The organism is Macellibacteroides fermentans (genome assembly GCF_013409575.1).
Lineage (GTDB): Bacteria > Bacteroidota > Bacteroidia > Bacteroidales > Tannerellaceae > Macellibacteroides > Macellibacteroides fermentans.
On sequence record NZ_JACCCY010000003.1, the window covers coordinates 178,753 to 194,930 of the forward strand.

15 protein-coding genes are annotated in these 16,178 nt (G+C 41.5%); 5 read left to right on the forward strand and 10 right to left on the reverse strand.

The annotated features are described in order from the left end of the window. Positions 1-38: 38 nt before the first annotated feature. From F5613_RS10180 to F5613_RS10210, 7 genes are all read right to left on the reverse strand, one after another. Positions 39-398 (reverse strand): hypothetical protein, encoded by a 360-nt coding sequence (locus F5613_RS10180; RefSeq protein WP_079682649.1) that lies wholly within the window; start codon positions 396-398, stop codon positions 39-41. Next, positions 395-958, reverse strand: a complete 564-nt coding sequence (locus F5613_RS10185) for an RNA polymerase sigma factor (protein ID WP_068186499.1) — start codon at positions 956-958, stop codon at positions 395-397. The genes F5613_RS10180 and F5613_RS10185 overlap by 4 nt, the downstream gene beginning before the upstream one ends. A gap of 38 nt (positions 959-996) precedes the next feature. Next, on the reverse strand, positions 997-1,374 hold the full coding sequence (locus tag F5613_RS10190; RefSeq protein ID WP_079682650.1) for a DUF6249 domain-containing protein: 378 nt from the start codon (positions 1,372-1,374) through the stop codon (positions 997-999). Between the two features lie 370 nt (positions 1,375-1,744). Beyond that, the gene (locus F5613_RS10195) at positions 1,745-3,394 is read right to left on the reverse strand and encodes a Gfo/Idh/MocA family protein (protein WP_079682651.1); all 1,650 of its coding nucleotides are present in this window, start codon (positions 3,392-3,394) and stop codon (positions 1,745-1,747) included. A gap of 4 nt (positions 3,395-3,398) precedes the next feature. Next, entirely contained in the window at positions 3,399-3,917 is a 519-nt protein-coding gene (locus F5613_RS10200; protein ID WP_079682652.1) for a DoxX family membrane protein, read from the reverse strand. A gap of 128 nt (positions 3,918-4,045) precedes the next feature. Next, on the reverse strand, positions 4,046-4,894 hold the full coding sequence (locus tag F5613_RS10205; RefSeq protein WP_079682653.1) for a 3-keto-disaccharide hydrolase: 849 nt from the start codon (positions 4,892-4,894) through the stop codon (positions 4,046-4,048). Between the two features lie 19 nt (positions 4,895-4,913). Next, positions 4,914-6,386, reverse strand: a complete 1,473-nt coding sequence (locus F5613_RS10210) for a Gfo/Idh/MocA family protein (RefSeq protein ID WP_179399681.1) — start codon at positions 6,384-6,386, stop codon at positions 4,914-4,916. Between the two features lie 289 nt (positions 6,387-6,675). Here F5613_RS10210 and F5613_RS10215 point away from each other — a divergent pair, with 289 nt between their 5' ends. The 5 genes from F5613_RS10215 (at position 6,676) to F5613_RS16535 (ending at position 11,320) form a co-directional block, all read left to right on the forward strand. Further along, a complete protein-coding gene (locus F5613_RS10215; RefSeq protein WP_068186487.1) occupies positions 6,676-6,903 on the forward strand; it encodes a DUF4492 domain-containing protein in 228 nt (75 codons plus the stop codon). 12 nt (positions 6,904-6,915) lie between these two features. Then, the gene (locus F5613_RS10220) at positions 6,916-8,466 is read left to right on the forward strand and encodes a cytochrome ubiquinol oxidase subunit I (RefSeq protein WP_179399682.1); all 1,551 of its coding nucleotides are present in this window, start codon (positions 6,916-6,918) and stop codon (positions 8,464-8,466) included. 19 nt (positions 8,467-8,485) lie between these two features. Continuing rightward, the gene (locus tag F5613_RS10225; RefSeq protein ID WP_179399683.1) at positions 8,486-9,637 is read left to right on the forward strand and encodes a cytochrome d ubiquinol oxidase subunit II; all 1,152 of its coding nucleotides are present in this window, start codon (positions 8,486-8,488) and stop codon (positions 9,635-9,637) included. Positions 9,638-10,011: 374 nt separating this feature from the next. Next, positions 10,012-10,926, forward strand: coding sequence for a ribonuclease Z (locus F5613_RS10230; RefSeq protein WP_179399684.1), 915 nt, complete (start codon positions 10,012-10,014; stop codon positions 10,924-10,926). 73 nt (positions 10,927-10,999) lie between these two features. Next, the gene (locus F5613_RS16535; RefSeq protein WP_079682658.1) at positions 11,000-11,320 is read left to right on the forward strand and encodes a hypothetical protein; all 321 of its coding nucleotides are present in this window, start codon (positions 11,000-11,002) and stop codon (positions 11,318-11,320) included. Positions 11,321-11,354: 34 nt separating this feature from the next. Here F5613_RS16535 and F5613_RS10240 read toward each other — a convergent pair whose 3' ends face one another. From F5613_RS10240 to dxs, 3 genes are all read right to left on the reverse strand, one after another. Continuing rightward, positions 11,355-12,815: a TrkH family potassium uptake protein gene (locus tag F5613_RS10240; protein WP_246303395.1), complete on the reverse strand. Its 1,461-nt coding sequence runs from the start codon at positions 12,813-12,815 to the stop codon at positions 11,355-11,357. A gap of 17 nt (positions 12,816-12,832) precedes the next feature. Further along, positions 12,833-14,167 (reverse strand): Trk system potassium transporter TrkA, encoded by a 1,335-nt coding sequence (gene trkA / locus F5613_RS10245; protein ID WP_179399685.1) that lies wholly within the window; start codon positions 14,165-14,167, stop codon positions 12,833-12,835. Positions 14,168-14,229: 62 nt separating this feature from the next. Further along, positions 14,230-16,137: a 1-deoxy-D-xylulose-5-phosphate synthase gene (dxs, locus tag F5613_RS10250; protein WP_179399686.1), complete on the reverse strand. Its 1,908-nt coding sequence runs from the start codon at positions 16,135-16,137 to the stop codon at positions 14,230-14,232. Between the last annotated feature and the right edge of the window lie 41 nt (positions 16,138-16,178).

Here is a 16,178-nt window from a genome sequence, read left to right on the forward strand (position 1 = left end):
AGACACCGTGAGGGTGCCTCTCTTTTTTTGTAAGAATATTATTTGGTATATGTCATCAACCGGTCCATCATCGTAAAGAAGATAAAGAAACTCACGATCGATAAAATAGACAGTACGTAGGGGAACGACTCCCTGATCTGAAAATAAAGAGTACCCAGATCATTTTTATGCGTGATAAGCAAAAGCAAGCCTACAAGGATCAACAATAAACATCCGATGCCTAAAGCGATTATACCTCCTTGCGAATAGCCCTCATCTACAATTACCGGACGCTTTAAGGGAGCCTCTTTTTGAATCAAATCCATGATTTTAAGATCCATCCCTTTGGGTGGAGTCTCGCGGCAATCCTTTAATAAAGCCCGCGTAAGGTTATCTGCTTTTTGATTTATAGAGTTCATATCATATTTACCATTTCATGTTTAGCTATTTTCTGCAAAGATTCATAAAAATGTTTCCGTCCACGGAACAATTTTACTTTAATATTAGAAGTTGTGAGTTCCGTAATCTGACGGATCTCATCAATAGAGCACTCTTCCAGATAGTACAAAGATAATAAAAGGGCTTCATCCTTTGGCATCTTTTTCAAAACTTTGGTAATAATCTCCTTCCGATCCTCGCGTTGCAGTATCTCCGTTGCACTGTCTATATCATCGTCGGTCAGATCGGCTGGTGTTGCCTCATCATAGCTGGAAAACAGGCGCTGTTGCCTTAATGCCGATAAGGAGGTGTGATACACAATCCGATAAAACCAGGTTGAGAATTTACTTCCGAACTGGAAGGTTGGGAGCGCCCTATACATCTTCACATAGGAATCTTGTACGGCCTCCTCCGCCTCTTCGCGGTTCTCCAGAATACGGAATGCGATGCTAAAGGCCATTTGCTGATACTTTGTGACGAGGCAGGAGAAACTTTGTGTATCTCCTGCCAGGATGTTTTCAATCCACCTTTGTTCGTCCATGCAGTCTTGCCTGTTTGATTTTATGAATTACTGTTTTCTTAGATTTCCGGATTATTATCCTGTTTCTGCATACTCCGTATCATAAAGAAGTAGGCTAAAAAGGCAATTCCTCCGAACAAAATAGTCATAATCGCAATCATAAAATCGCCGGCAAAGCTATCACGCAGCCACGTTTCGCTGATTCCTAAACCAATCATAGCTCCCACTGCAAGTCCAACCAAAAGCAATCCGTTACGTAAAGCGGTATATTTGTTTGTCCGCTTTTCGGGTTCCTGCAAAATCATTCCTTTTTCAATCATTGCCAGTTTTTCCTGGTGTTTAGTCTGTACGCTTTTATACACAATAATTGAAATTACTAAAATTGGCAATCCAATCGTACAAATAATTGCCACAATGGGGATTAATAAACCTGACATACTGTTGTTATTTTAATTAATTATTCTTGTTACATATATGACAACGGGAGTGGATTTTCGGTTACAAAAAACAGATACAAAAAAAGAATATTTTTTAAAGTAGCATACAAAGTGGTATATAGTAAGCTTACATCCTCCTTATACTATGTTTAAAATATATATCCTTACAAGCTTCGCCCCATGGGCGCGTTTCAACAGCTCCATGGGCCCGTTAAAACGTCTCCATGGAGCCGATTGACAAATATAGTATTCTTTGAGCTTAAAGATAGTCTTCTTTTGATTAAGGTATAGCTTTTATCCGTTAAAAACAAAAAGGATGCCTAAACCAATGGTTTAAGACATCCTTTAAGATATGCTGAAAGAAAGCGGGTTATCCCCGTACGATCTCTTCCTTATCTTTATCCCAATACATAGTACGGCCTTCCAGAAATGCACGTGTACCCATATGGGCTGTAATAGCTTCCTCGAATGCCTGATCAATGTTGCAACTCGGTGTTTTTCCCTGACGGATACACTCCAGCCATTCGCGGATATGAAGGAACGTTGTATCGTACCGTTTACCGTTCACATAGGTATACAACAAACCTCTCTGGGCAAAATAGAGTTCGGTTGCCGATGTAATCGTATCCGAGTTATCTTGTCCGGGTATGTAGTTATAGAATGGTTGGTCGGGCACAATAATACCTTTCTCAATTTTCTCTGCATAGCGTGTAGACCGGGCATCCACTTTCAATGTAAGTGTATTGGAGATTTCCATTGATGCATCGTGTCCCATAATCACCTTACCTCTGTTACGGCTGTTTGCCAGCGTAGCGCTATAAAGCATGGTGAAGTTCTTTTCGGGGAACTCGAATGTAGTATGTAATACATCCGGTACGGTGCGTCCGTCTTTAAAGAAATAAACGCCTCCCGATGAGGTTGCCGAATGCGGAATTCCAACTTCCATAATCTGGTTGATGGCATCGTACTCGTGAGTAAGCAAGTCGCCGCTCAATCCTGTACTGTAATCCCACCAGCAGCGCCAGCGGAAGAAACGTTCCAGACTGAACTTCGAACGATCGTCCGGACCCATATATTTCTCAAGCTTGTTGGATAGCATGTAGTCGCGGTATTCCTTGATACGCTCCGGATCTCCCTCAAACTGTTTCCAGTCGATTGTCTCGGGCGACGAGCCTTCAATAATATCGTACACCCAGGCTCCATTGGGATCGTTACGGTTTGTACATACCTCAATCAGATTAACAGGTCCGATCAGGCCTTTGCTGATAATCTCTTTAGCCTTTTGATAGCTGTCGGTCTGACGGCCCTGATGTCCAAGCTGAAAAACTATACCGGTTTCCTTGATCACTTCGCGTACCATATATGTTTCAGGTACGGTCCACGACAATGGTTTTTCAACATACACATGCTTTCCGGCTTTAGCTGCAGCCATCGCCATTGTGCTATGCCAATGGTCGGGTGTTGCTATGATTACAGCATCGATATCGTCTGCCGCCAACAATTCCTGGTAAGTGCGGTAACGTTTGGGAGCAGGACCAAATTTCCCGTTACTACCCTCACGGTGTATATTCGCACTGGCCTGTACTGCAGCCTCGGCATAAACATCAAATATATCACAAACCCCATTTACAACAACATTCAGATCATCTTGTTCCAGATATTGCTGATAGCGGTTATCCTTTTTATCCTTCTTATTTGCTTCAATCAAGGTATCAATCCACGATGGTTCTGCAAAACCTGCAGCTCTCATCAATTGCTTTCCACGGATACCAAAACCGATTAGACCTAAACGGATCTGTTTTCCGTTTGGCTGAGCCTCCAACATGGTTGGCCCCTCTTTGCTAAGTTGAAAAACATCAGACATATCTCTGCGTGTTCTTTCAAACTTTTGTCTTTGATATACTCCATACGCCATTGCTCCTAACAAAGGAACTGTAGCTAATGCTTTCAAAGCATCTCTACGGCCGGATGATTCTGGCAGATTATTCTCCGGAGTTTTCTTTACATCTTCTTGTGCCATCTCATCAAATCAATTTAAGTTTCAAAATGCTTTTAGGCATAGCCTTTACAAGCAAGCGATCTATTCCTATTATTTTGGAAGTAGGGAATACAAGCAACACCACCAGGGCTGCCAACTCCACCAGATTCTTATCTATCCAGAGATAAGTTCCTTCAAACGGCATAATATAGCCGGCACCAATAAAAGATGGATGAGAAAGGTAATAGATTCCTAAAAAAGTTATTCCACCAATGGCGGATAATTTAGAAAGACAGCCTGTTAGTAAACCCAGACCCACTAAAAACAATCCCCACTCATTACAGAGGTTTACCAAATTCATCGTGGCTGGATCTTGTGTCAGTCCAATGAAAAATGAGGAAGCGGGACCTTTTGAATCCAACAGATAGGCCATTGATGTCCATTTTGGATTCATTATTTTTACAAGTCCCTCGTACATGAAATGCCATCCGATAAACAGCCTTAACACCACAAGCCAAGTTATTTGAGCTTTTGTGTACACACAACAGTTTTCCGAGTTCTTCATTTGTATTATTATAAATGATTTAAATTATTTCAGACCGTCGATATAGAAAACAAAGAATACCCGAAGTGAGTCTTCTCTCTCCGGGTATTACTTATTAATAATATCAAGTTCTGTTTGACAAAATAAAATTAATCTAAAAGTTTAATTTTAATATTGCGGAACCAAACATCGTCACCATGATCCTGAAGACCGATAAAGCCTTCTTTGTTTTCGCCACCGCAGTTCAGCAACAATTCGTAAGCCAAAGGCCATTTGTCTTTGCTGAATTTGCTTGCGTCAAGAAGTTCTTTCCATTGTTGTGTCCACAAGTGGTATTCAACAACTGGCTCGTCGTTTTGGTAGTGAACAACTGTTCCTTTGTAGCACATAATCTTAACCTTGTTCCATTGTCCGAAAGGTTTAGAATTTTGTGGTTTTGCAGGAATCATGTCATACAATGAAGAAGACTGACGGTTACCATCTTTACCCATTTTGGCATCCGGATGATTTTCGTTATCCAATACCTGGCACTCAGGTGCAGAGATATAAGCGGGTTGTCCTTCCACTTCCTGAATCAAATAGAAAATACCAGAGTTTGCACCCTTTGCAACCTTCCATTCCAATTCCAATTCAAAGTTCTTGAATTTGTGAGCAAATACAAGATCTCCTCCATCTTTAGCACCAGCTTCGCCGGCACCAGAACCTTTGATGTGAATAGCCTTATCATTCACTTCCCATGCTGTAGGAACGTCTTCGCGGTTATAACCTCTCCAACCGTTCATAGTCTTTCCGTCAAACAAAGTGATCCATCCGTCGGCATCCTTTGGGAATGTAGACAAGTCTACTGTAGGCAGATCCATTAATTTGTACTCAGGAGTAGCAGCAACAGCAGTTGAATCAACGGCAGGAGCCTCTTCGGCTTTTTTATTTCCACCTGCACAAGATGCAAAACATCCCATTAAAATTGCAGCACTTGCTAATAATACTACTTTTTTCATTTTATTATTTTAATTAAAATTATCTAGGCATGTCAACTAATTTCCATCCGTCGCGATAGTTGTGCTTGATTAATTCTTCAGCAAACTTCTTCGCATTGATAGGATCGGTCATTGTTTTGTTAAATGTTGGGTGACCATCATGAATCTTGAATCCATCACGGATAACAATCTTCAATGTTTCGTCGTCGCTAATATTGGTGAAACGCATATTAGGACCATCCCACAACAATTCTTTGTTCAAAGCCTGCAAACGTACAGCTAATACTCCCATTACAACCATTTCGTTGAAAGGACCTGCTTCTGCAAAGTTTGATGCAGTAGGAACACGGTTAGCTGCACTTTCTTTTGCTGCACGGATCCAGTCTTGTTCGTGAGCATTCTTTGGTACACGACGGCATACCTTAGGAGCATCCGGCTTACGACCAGACAACAACCATGGGTTAACACCATAACAACCGCAAATCAATGTATCTTTTGTTCCGTGGAAAATAACAGCACCACCCTGGTCGTTCATTTCTCTTCCGGCAGGATATCCGGCAGGCAGATCTGGTTTCAAACCGCCATCGTACCAATGTACTTCAACCTCAGGCATACCTACTTTTGGCATATTGTCGCGAGCAGGGAAAGTCAATTTCACATGCTGAGCCTGTGGTGCACAGTCGCGTAACAACAAAGTAGATGAACCTTGAACCTTGGTAGGATAACCCAATTTCAAAGATTTAAATACCGGGTGAAGGATATGACAAGCCATATCGCCTAGAGCTCCTGTACCGTAAGCCCACCATCCGCGCCAGTTCCATGGGTGATAGATGTTGTTGAACGGACGAACTTCAGCAGGACCAGAGAATAAATCCCAATTCAATGTTGAAGGAATCTTGTCTGCTTTTTCGGGAGTCATCAAACCTTGTGGCCAGATAGGACGGTCTGTAAAGGCTTCAACCTTTGTAATTTCACCAATCTCACCATTCCAAATCCATTCGCAGGTAAGGTTAACGCCTTCGCCAGAAGAACCCTGGTTACCCATCTGAGTAGCTACCTGATACTTATCGGCAAGCTTAGTCAGCAAACGAGACTCATAAACAGAGTGTGTAAGCGGTTTTTGGCAATACACGTGTTTTCCCATTGAAATAGCATCGGCCGAAATGATAGCGTGCGTATGGTCGGCAGTAGCAACCATAACACCGTCGATAGACTTACCCATTTCGTCGTACATTTTGCGGTAATCCCAGTATTTCTTGGCCTGAGGATACTTGTCAAAAGTACCTTTCGCATACTTCCAGTCTACGTCACAAAGAGCTACGATGTTCTCTGTTTCCATATTACGTAGATTAGCTGCACCCATACCTCCGATACCGATACCTGCAATATTCAATTTATCTGTTGGAGCTGTATGTCCGTGGCTCTTACCAAGGACAGTGTTCGGAACAATGGTCAACGCAGCTGCTGCTGCCGTTCCTTTTTGAAGAAATGATCTTCTTGTGATGTTCGACATAGTAACAATTTTTTTATAGATTAGCACTTAAATGATAAATAAGTTGTGATTTTCCTTTCTACACTGATCAAATAATGGCAAATGTAGCCAATACTGTAATATTTGCAGCACCCCTTAGCGTATTTCTTGGCATAAATAATCTTTTTTAACACTCTATGTAAATAAAAAATAAAATATTGTAAATAAATACTATAATTGAACTGGGAAATATGCATCTGATGTTTTATATTTGTCAGGATGATAACATTCTGTAATTATTATTGTTATTTAGATTACAACATTAGATATCATGAAAAAAAAACCTGTAATAATAAGAATTTATCAATTCTATATGGATGGGTTCCGGCAAATGACGCTAGGAAAAACCTTATGGCTTATCATCCTTATCAAGCTTTTCATCATGTTTTTCGTTTTAAAACTATTTTTTTTTCCGAGTTATCTTGGAAAATATAAAACTGCCGATGAAAAGGGAGAACACGTTTCAACAGAATTAATTGATCGCGCTATAAACAATTAAAAACTATTTCGTATGATAGAAAGTATCGACTCTTCACTAATTGACTGGTCAAGGGCTCAATTTGCTCTTACTGCCATGTACCACTGGCTGTTTGTTCCATTAACGTTGGGATTAGGTGTAGTAATGGCTATTATGGAAACCTTGTATTACAAGACAGGAAATGAATTTTGGAAAACCACCGCCAAATTTTGGATGAAACTCTTTGGTATTAATTTTGCCATCGGTGTTGCCACCGGTATTATTCTCGAATTTGAATTCGGGACAAACTGGTCTAATTACAGTTGGTTTGTTGGCGACATTTTCGGTGCGCCTTTAGCTATTGAAGGTATCTTGGCTTTCTTTATGGAAGCAACATTTATTGCTGTTATGTTTTTTGGCTGGGATAAAGTAAGCAAGAGATTCCATCTTGCTTCCACTTGGCTTACAATTATCGGCGCCACGTTATCTGCACTTTGGATTCTTATTGCCAATGCATGGATGCAGTATCCGGTGGGTATGAAATTCAATCCGGATACGGTACGCAACGAAATGTTCGATTTTTGGGCAGTTGCACTTTCGCCGGTAGCGATAAATAAATTCTTCCACACAGTCTTGTCTGGCTGGGTGTTGGGAGCCGTATTTGTTCTTGGAGTAAGCAGCTGGTTCCTGCTTAAGAAACGTGATACCGAGTTTGCTTTGGCAAGTATCAAGGTAGGAGCTGTATTTGGATTGATTTCCTCCATCCTTATCGCCTGGACTGGTGATGGCTCTGCCTATCAGGTTGCAGATAAACAGCCTATGAAGCTCGCAGCAATGGAAGGCCTGTATCACGGACAGAAGCAAGCCGGACTCGTTGCTGTAGGAATTCTCAATCCCGAAAAAACAAGCTACCGGGATGATGCCGATGCATTCCTTATGAGAGTTCAGATTCCCTATGCGCTGTCATTCCTGGCAAAAAGAGATGTTGATGGCTTCGTTCCGGGTATTAACGACCTTATAAAGGGGGGATACGAAACAGAACAGGGCATAGCTCTCTCCGCAGAAGAAAAAATGAACAGGGGCAGGATAGCCATCCAGGCTCTGTCCGAATACAGAAAAGCAGCTAAAGAGAAGGATGAGGCTGCCATGAAACAGCACAGGGATACACTTGAAGCCAATTTCCCCTATTTTGGTTATGGTTATATAAAAGATCCGGCCGACCTGGTCCCGAATGTATCCATCGTCTTTTATGCATTTCGCATCATGGTAATTCTGGGAGGATATTTTATTCTTTTATTCCTGATTGCCACTATTTTCTCATTTAAAAACACATTTACAAACAAAAAGTGGTTGCATTATATTTGTCTCTGGACAATACCTCTGGGATATATAGCCGGTCAGGCGGGCTGGGTGGTTGCCGAAGTAGGAAGACAGCCGTGGGCTATTCAGGATATATTACCTACGGGCACTTCTATTTCCAGGCTGAGCACCTCTTCCGTTCAAATAACGTTCTTCCTGTTTCTGGCTCTCTTTACAATATTGTTGATTGCCGAAATACGAATTATGCTGAAAGAAATCAAAAAAGGTCCTGCTGATTCACATTAACACTATAAAACTAGAAATTATGGATAGCACATATATATTATTGCAACACTACTGGTGGTTTGTTATCTCTTTATTGGGAGCTCTGCTTGTTTTCCTTTTGTTTGTTCAGGGAGGGCAGTCTTTATTATTTAATCTGGGCAAAACAGAGCTTCAGCAAAAAATGATGCTGAATTCGACCGGAAGGAAATGGGAATTCACTTTTACAACGCTGGTAACCTTCGGCGGAGCTTTTTTTGCCTCATTTCCTCTGTTCTATTCCACAAGCTTCGGCGGAGCCTACTGGGTATGGACAATTATTTTGATTTGCTTCGTTATTCAGGCTGTATCATACGAGTTCCAATCAAAAAAAGGCAATTTACTAGGGAAACGAACCTACCAGATATTCCTTATGATAAATGGGATTGGCGGTCCACTATTATTAGGTACAGCAGTAGCCACATTCTTTACGGGATCTGAATTTACAGTAAACAAAGATCAGATTATGAACGTTGGCATGCCGGTTATTTCTTCGTGGAGCAATCCGCTGCATGGATTGGAAGCCGCATTTAATATCTGGAATTTATGTTTGGGATTGGCCGTATTCTTTTTATCTCGTGTGCAGGCAATACTTTACTTCATTAATAATATAAACGATGAGGAGCTGACTACACGTTGCAGAAAGCAACTTCTTCCCAACGCCGCTCTATTCCTTGTATTCTTTCTGGCATTTCTTGTACACATAATGCTTCGTGAAGGGTATGCTATTGATCCGTCTACCGGCGAAATATTTATGCAACCCAACAAGTATTTCATTAATTTAATAGAAATGCCTGTAATACTTGCGATCTTATTGATCGGAGTTGTTGCTGTTCTTTTTGGAATTGGTAAAACAATCGTTTCTGATAAGTTCACAAAAGGAATCTGGTTCTGCGGCAGTGGCACCGTGCTTACCGTATTATCCCTTTTCCTGATAACAGGCTATAATAACACCGCCTATTATCCATCATCGGTAGACCTGCAGAGTTCGTTGACCATCTTCAACAGTTCGTCAAGCTTCTTCACTTTAAAAGTGATGAGCTACGTCTCAATTCTGGTACCTTTTGTGGCTGCTTATATATTTTATGCATGGCGTGCATTAGACATACACAAAATTGACAGTAAAGAGATGAGTTCGGGAAATCATACTTATTAAGCAAAAAGAAAACCGGTGAAGTCAATTCCTTCACCGGTTTCATATATAACCGTTTTAACACAAAAATTACTGTTAAGGTTTAGAACACACCGGATGTTCTGTGACAAAATGATATTATTTTTTCTTTGTCTGACAAACATAATGAAAAACATGCACAAAAACAGAATTAGACTGTCCTTTTTTGCATTTTTTCACATCAAACCTCTCACTTCGAACTACATTTAACCCTGATTATCAAAAAGATTCATTTATTCTATTCTCCCATATACACAAAAGGCCTATCTTTGCATACTATTCTGGCCTCACTAACTTTAGGGTTTAATCTTATTCGTTCATTCATGAAAGGCCACATATAAAATACTAATATTAATTATATGGAATGTTTTGAAGTCAATATATTGGGATGTGGTTCTGCATTACCTACCACGCGCCATCTGGCTACATCGCAAGTTGTAAACCTGAGGGACAAGCTATACATGATTGATTGCGGAGAAGCTACCCAGGTTCAGATGCGTAGAATGAGAATCAAATTCAGCCGGCTGAATCATATTTTTATATCTCATATGCATGGTGACCATTGTTTTGGATTACCCGGATTGATTTCCACATTAGGGATGCTGGGGCGAAACGGCGAATTAGTTATACATGGGCCCAAGGAGACTGAAACTTATTTAAGACCTATCCTGAACACCTTCTGCAGGGAGCTCCCCTATCCAATCCGGTTCAATCATATTGCACCCGATCAACATGAGCTGATTTGGGAGGACCGGTCGGTTTCGGTTTATTCGATTCCCCTCAAACACAGACTTCCAACATCAGGCTTTTTATTTGCCGAAAAAGCAAAAGAGGCTCATATAATTAAGGAGATGACCGATTTCTATCAAATACCTGTAAGGCTATTACCATCCATCAAACGGGGTGAAGATTATATAACACCGGAAGGAGAACGTATTCCCAACGGAAGACTTACCAGGCCGGCCAGTACTCCCAAGAAGTATGCTTATTGTTCAGACACCGCATATTATGAGAAAATCATACCGATCATAGAAGGTGTTGATTTACTCTACCACGAAGCCACCTTTGCGAGCGAAGATGCTGCCAGGGCTAAAGAAACATTTCATTCTACCGCACGTCAGGCTGCCGAGATTGCAAGAAAAGCGAATGTAAAAAGGCTTGTTATCGGCCATTATTCTGCCCGTTACGAAGAACTCCACACCTTGAAAAAAGAGGCCGATGAGATCTTTCCGGGAACCATCCTTGCCGATGAGGGAATGACACTGACTGTATAGTAAGAAAAAAACAGGAATCCCTTGACTGCATTCAGGAATTATTCCTACATTTGTCAGAAATTAGGCTTATAGTATGAGAAGCATATTCTATTGCTTTTTTATCGCATTTATTTCACTTCTGGGTTCGGCTACTGCACAACAGCAATATCCGAAGCAGAAAGATGCGGCTATAATGCAACTCAAACAAGATTCTATCCAGATAACGGTTACAGACAATAGGATCAGTGTGGTCAATGCCCCCGTAGGAAGCAAACTCGAAATCTTTAGTGTTGTTGGTCTGAAAGTCCGCGAAATAGAGATGAAACAACCATCCGGCGAATATCTTGTAAATATTTCTAAAGGCTACTATATTATCCGAATCGAAGAAACTGTTCGGAAAGTAGCCATCAGATAATACTCTTCAGGCTACTTTATTGTATACAGTTAAATTATTGTTTCCAGAAACCCGGAAGGAATAACGACAACACCGTGAATATCTCCAAACGACCTGTCATCATTAAAAATGAAAGTACCCACTTTGAGAAATCGGGTAAACTGGAATAGTTACTTACCGGACCGATTGTTCCGAGCGCCGGGCCCGAATTACTGGCGCAGGAAACACATCCACCAATAGCCTCTTCAAAACCAACCCCATTAAACATGAGTAAAAAACAGCAAACCACAATCATGAAAACATAGACGAATGAGAATACCAACACGCGGCGTACAATATCCACCGGTACAGCATGACCATCCATCCTAACCGGAATAACAGCATGCGGATGGGTCTGTTTTTTAAACTCGCTAAGCAGACTCTTTACAAGAATAACAAAACGACCCGTCTTCAATCCTCCGGTTGTTGATCCGGCACATCCGCAAATAATCATCAACATCAAAGCCAGAAGCCAGAAAAATGGTCCCCACGGAATAAAATCTGAAGTTGCAAATCCAGTAGTAGTAAGCAAAGAAACTACCTGAAAAGCCCCCTTTCGGAACGAAGTCTCATAATCTGTCTCAAAACCATTAAAGTAAACCCAACTAGTGGCAATGCTGATTGCGCCAACAGCAATGAAGAAGAACCAACGCAACTCCTCATCATGAAATAATTTTTTGAAGTTACCTTTAAAGAAAAAGTAAATCAATGTGAAGTTGATAGCCCCGATAAACATGAATATCGTTATCATGTATTCAACATAGGGAGAGTTCCAATAGGCAACACTTGCATTCTTGGTGGAATACCCCCCGGTTGCCAAGGTAGTAAACGAATGGCAGACTGCATCAAACAAGTCCATTGGTCCAGCCCACAATAACAATACCAGAATACCTGTCAGGAATACATAAACCCCCCACAACCTTTTTGCAACCTGTGTAATTCTGGGTCTGAAACGATCATGGGTTATACTTGCTGACTCTGCATCGAATAACTCCGAGGCTCCTCCTCCGAAGATAGGCATCAAAGCTACCGTAAACACAATCATACCAACTCCCCCCTGCCATTGAATCAAACTCCTCCAGAAAAGAATTCCTTTGGGTAAAGCTTCAATGTCAGACAAAATAGTAGCACCGGTTGTTGTGTAACCAGACATTGTTTCGAAATAAGCATCTGCAGGATTTGTAATATACCCTCCCAGATAGAAGGGCAACATTCCTAAGAAGGATAATACAGCCCAGGTAAGGGCTACCGTTATCATACCCTCTCTCCTGCCCGCATAGCGCTCGTTAGCCTTGAAGCCAATTAAATAAAATAACATACCCAACACCAGCATTATTCCAGCTGTTTGGGACAAGGGATAAACATCGTCTCCTTTGTAGTAAAAAGCAACAGCGATTGCAACTAATACAAATAAGAATTCGAGGATAAACATCAACCCCAGCATCTTGAAAATAAACCGGATATTCAATTGTGACATACTCTCAAGCCTTCAGATTAGTTGAAAAACTCCTCTACTTTTCGCATAGCTGTATCCAGGCAGAACACCACTACGTGGTCGTAAGGCTGAATATGGGTGTCTCCCTGAATCATCATCGGCTTGCCATCTCGTATCAGACCGCCTAAAGTAATGTCTTTTGGTAATTTCAACTCCCTCACCTCCTTCTTTGTAATCTTAGAATTGGGGCGTGCAACCAATTCGGCCACGTCGGCATTGGCAAATGCCAGACATTTTACATTGGAGACATCTGCGTCGAGAAGAAATTGATAGATATGGCTGGCGGCAATCAACTTTTTATTGATAATTGTACCGATATCCATGCTTTCAGCCAAAGGAATATAATCTATATTTTCAATTTTGGCAATGGTCTTATAAACACCAAATCGTTTGGCAGCAAGACATGCAAGAATATTCGTACTCGCGTTTTCAGTAAGCGCAATAAAGGCCTGTGCATCTTTAATACCCTCCTGCAGAAGCAGATCCGTATCACGGGCATCTCCATTAATTATCAATACATTTCCCGGAACCACTTCAGCAATCCGCTGACTCTTTTCTTTATTTGTCTCAATAACCTTTACACGGATATTACTTGGCAGATACTGGCAGGTACGAAGAGCAATGCGGCTTCCGCCCATAATAACAACCTTCTTTACCTCCGGATCCGATTTGCCAGTCTGAATCTGCACCTCTTTTACATGTTCACGCGTCGTAGTAAAAAATACGATATCTCCGGAAGCGATATGGTCAGTTCCACGGGGGATTATAGTTTCATTACACCGTTTAATGGCTACGATGTGATACAACTTCTGATCCAGACTCAGGTCTGTCAGCCTTTTATTCACAATAGGAGCATTGTCGCGGACCTTTACCCCGATAAGGATTAAGGCTCCCCCAAACAACTCCCAATATTGACGAGCCCACGGACGCTGAACGGCTGTAACAATCTCTCGGGCCGCCAACATTTCGGGGTAAATCATAGAACTTATGCCCAGTTTTTGAAAAAACTCAATATTTTTGGGTTGCAAATATTCGTAGTTATTTATCCTGGCCAGCGTTTTATGGGCACCCAGACTATGAGCTAACATGCAGGCCGTAATATTTGTAGGCTCTTCGGGTGTTACACTGATAAAAAGATCTGCATCCTTTATTCCTGACTCTTGCAAATCCTTTAAAGAAGTAGGATTACCTACCATCGCCAGAACCTCCATGTTATTGGTAAATTTCAAGCGTTCCTCATTTGGGTCCATCAAGATAATATCCTGATTTTCCTGCGACAACATTTTGGCCAAGTGAGTACCCACTTCACCAGCACCGGCAATGACAATTTTCATACACTTATAATAAAAGACCTATATAATAAAAGACCTATTTTTGAAAACCACCAAAAAAAATTCTAACACTCAAAAGACACCAAATTCCGTATGCATGCAGCAATGCTTCCAACATCGATACCGCACAGTTTATTTAATTCAGGCACAGAGCCGTGTTCTATAAATTTATCAGGGATGCCAATCCTTTTTATGCGGGGATAATATCCGTTATCCGACATAAATTCAAGAACAGTGCTGCCTAAACCTCCTTGAATAACTCCGTTTTCAACCGTAATAATTTTTGAAAAATTCTTTCCTACTTCATGTAAAAGATCCTCATCAATCGGTTTTAGATAAATCATATCGTAATGGGCAACAGAAAGGCCCTCAGCGGAGACTAATTCAATTGCTTTCGACACGTCATTTCCGGAAGCACCAATGGATAAAATCGCCACATCAGTGCCATCCGTTAGTTTACGCCCCTTTCCGACGGGCATAAGAGTCATTTCATTTTTCCAGTCTACCAATACCCCCTTGCCGCGCGGATATCGAATTACAAACGGGCCATCGTATTTATAGCCGGTAAACATAAGATTTCGCAGATAATGCTCATTCATGGGAGATGCGATCACCAGATTAGGGATCGGACGCATATAGGCTAAATCAAATACACCGTGATGAGTTGCACCATCTTCTCCAACCAGTCCGCCTCTATCCAGGCAAAGCACCACATGAAGCTTCTGTAAAGCCAGGTCGTGAATCAGCTGATCGTAAGCCCTTTGCATAAAAGATGAATATACATTGCAGAAAGGGATCAATCCCTCTTTTGCCATACCTGCCGAAAATGTAACGGAATGTGCTTCTGCAATTCCCACATCAAAGGCGCGACTTGGAAACTCCTTCATCATATAAGTCATCGAACACCCCGTAGGCATAGCCGGAGTTACCCCCACGATCCGCTCGTCTTTAGATGCCAATTCCACTAATGTATGTCCAAAAACATCCTGAAACAAAGGAGGTTCAACAGTAGGCGGAGCGATGATTCGTTTCCCTGTTTCCTTATTGAATTTACCCGGAGCGTGCCATTCGGTAGCCGACTCCTCAGCAGGTTTGAAACCTTTTCCTTTCACGGTACGGATATGCAGAAGTTTTGGCCCCTTCATATCCTTTATATCATTCAGCACTTTCACCATATAGTTCACATCGTGACCGTCAACCGGACCGAAGTAACGTATACTGAATCCTTCGAACAAATTATGTTGTTGCGTAATCAGTGCTTTCAGACTGTTATTAAAGCGCAAAATACTACCGCGACTGTCTTCCGAAATCAAATTCAGCTTCCGTAGTCCGCGGTATACGTCGTAACGCATTTTGTTGTAAGTCTGACTCGTTGTGATATTTACGAGATATTCACTCAGGCCCCCTACACTATGGTCGATAGCCATATTATTATCATTCAAGACAATGAGCAGATTATTCGGATCTGTCGAAGCATTATTCAATGCTTCAAAAGCCAATCCACCCGTCATAGCCCCGTCTCCTATCACAGCCACCACATGTCGCTGATCCTCCCCCTTTATTAGGGAAGCAACGGACATACCCAATGCTGCAGAAATAGAGTTGGATGCGTGCCCTGCAATGAATGCATCATATTCACTCTCATTCGGATTAGGAAACCCACTTATACCTTTATATTTCCGAAGTGAATGGAATGCATCCCTTCTCCCGGTCAGTATTTTATGACCGTATGCCTGATGTCCCACATCCCATAGAAGGCGATCTACGGGGGTATTAAATACATAATGTAAGGCCACCGTAAGTTCCACAGTACCTAAACTAGCTCCAAGATGTCCTGGATTTTCTGACAAGACATCAATAATATATTGACGCAGTTCGGCACATACCTGTTCTAATTTTCCGGAAGGCAACAAACGTAAGTCGGCCGGAGAATCAATCTTATTTAATATGTACTCTTCATTGCTAGATGCCATTGCTGGTATTTTTTTGATGCAAATGTAGAGAATTAAGCGCA

What these genes read in the sequence shown, in the direction of transcription:
- F5613_RS10205 (WP_079682653.1), bottom strand. Translation starts at nt 4,894, where the DNA reads ATGAAAAAAGTAGTATTATTAGCAAGTGCTGCAATTTTAATGGGATGT.
- F5613_RS10215 (WP_068186487.1), top strand. Translation starts at nt 6,676, where the DNA reads ATGAAAAAAAAACCTGTAATAATAAGAATTTATCAATTCTATATGGAT.
- F5613_RS10195 (WP_079682651.1), bottom strand. Translation starts at nt 3,394, where the DNA reads ATGGCACAAGAAGATGTAAAGAAAACTCCGGAGAATAATCTGCCAGAA.
- F5613_RS10185 (WP_068186499.1), bottom strand. Translation starts at nt 958, where the DNA reads ATGGACGAACAAAGGTGGATTGAAAACATCCTGGCAGGAGATACACAA.
- F5613_RS10180 (WP_079682649.1), bottom strand. Translation starts at nt 398, where the DNA reads ATGAACTCTATAAATCAAAAAGCAGATAACCTTACGCGGGCTTTATTA.
- dxs (WP_179399686.1), bottom strand. Translation starts at nt 16,137, where the DNA reads ATGGCATCTAGCAATGAAGAGTACATATTAAATAAGATTGATTCTCCG.
- F5613_RS10220 (WP_179399682.1), top strand. Translation starts at nt 6,916, where the DNA reads ATGATAGAAAGTATCGACTCTTCACTAATTGACTGGTCAAGGGCTCAA.
- F5613_RS10230 (WP_179399684.1), top strand. Translation starts at nt 10,012, where the DNA reads ATGGAATGTTTTGAAGTCAATATATTGGGATGTGGTTCTGCATTACCT.
- F5613_RS10210 (WP_179399681.1), bottom strand. Translation starts at nt 6,386, where the DNA reads ATGTCGAACATCACAAGAAGATCATTTCTTCAAAAAGGAACGGCAGCA.
- F5613_RS16535 (WP_079682658.1), top strand. Translation starts at nt 11,000, where the DNA reads ATGAGAAGCATATTCTATTGCTTTTTTATCGCATTTATTTCACTTCTG.
- F5613_RS10225 (WP_179399683.1), top strand. Translation starts at nt 8,486, where the DNA reads ATGGATAGCACATATATATTATTGCAACACTACTGGTGGTTTGTTATC.
- F5613_RS10240 (WP_246303395.1), bottom strand. Translation starts at nt 12,815, where the DNA reads ATGTCACAATTGAATATCCGGTTTATTTTCAAGATGCTGGGGTTGATG.
- trkA (WP_179399685.1), bottom strand. Translation starts at nt 14,167, where the DNA reads ATGAAAATTGTCATTGCCGGTGCTGGTGAAGTGGGTACTCACTTGGCC.
- F5613_RS10200 (WP_079682652.1), bottom strand. Translation starts at nt 3,917, where the DNA reads ATGAAGAACTCGGAAAACTGTTGTGTGTACACAAAAGCTCAAATAACT.
- F5613_RS10190 (WP_079682650.1), bottom strand. Translation starts at nt 1,374, where the DNA reads ATGTCAGGTTTATTAATCCCCATTGTGGCAATTATTTGTACGATTGGA.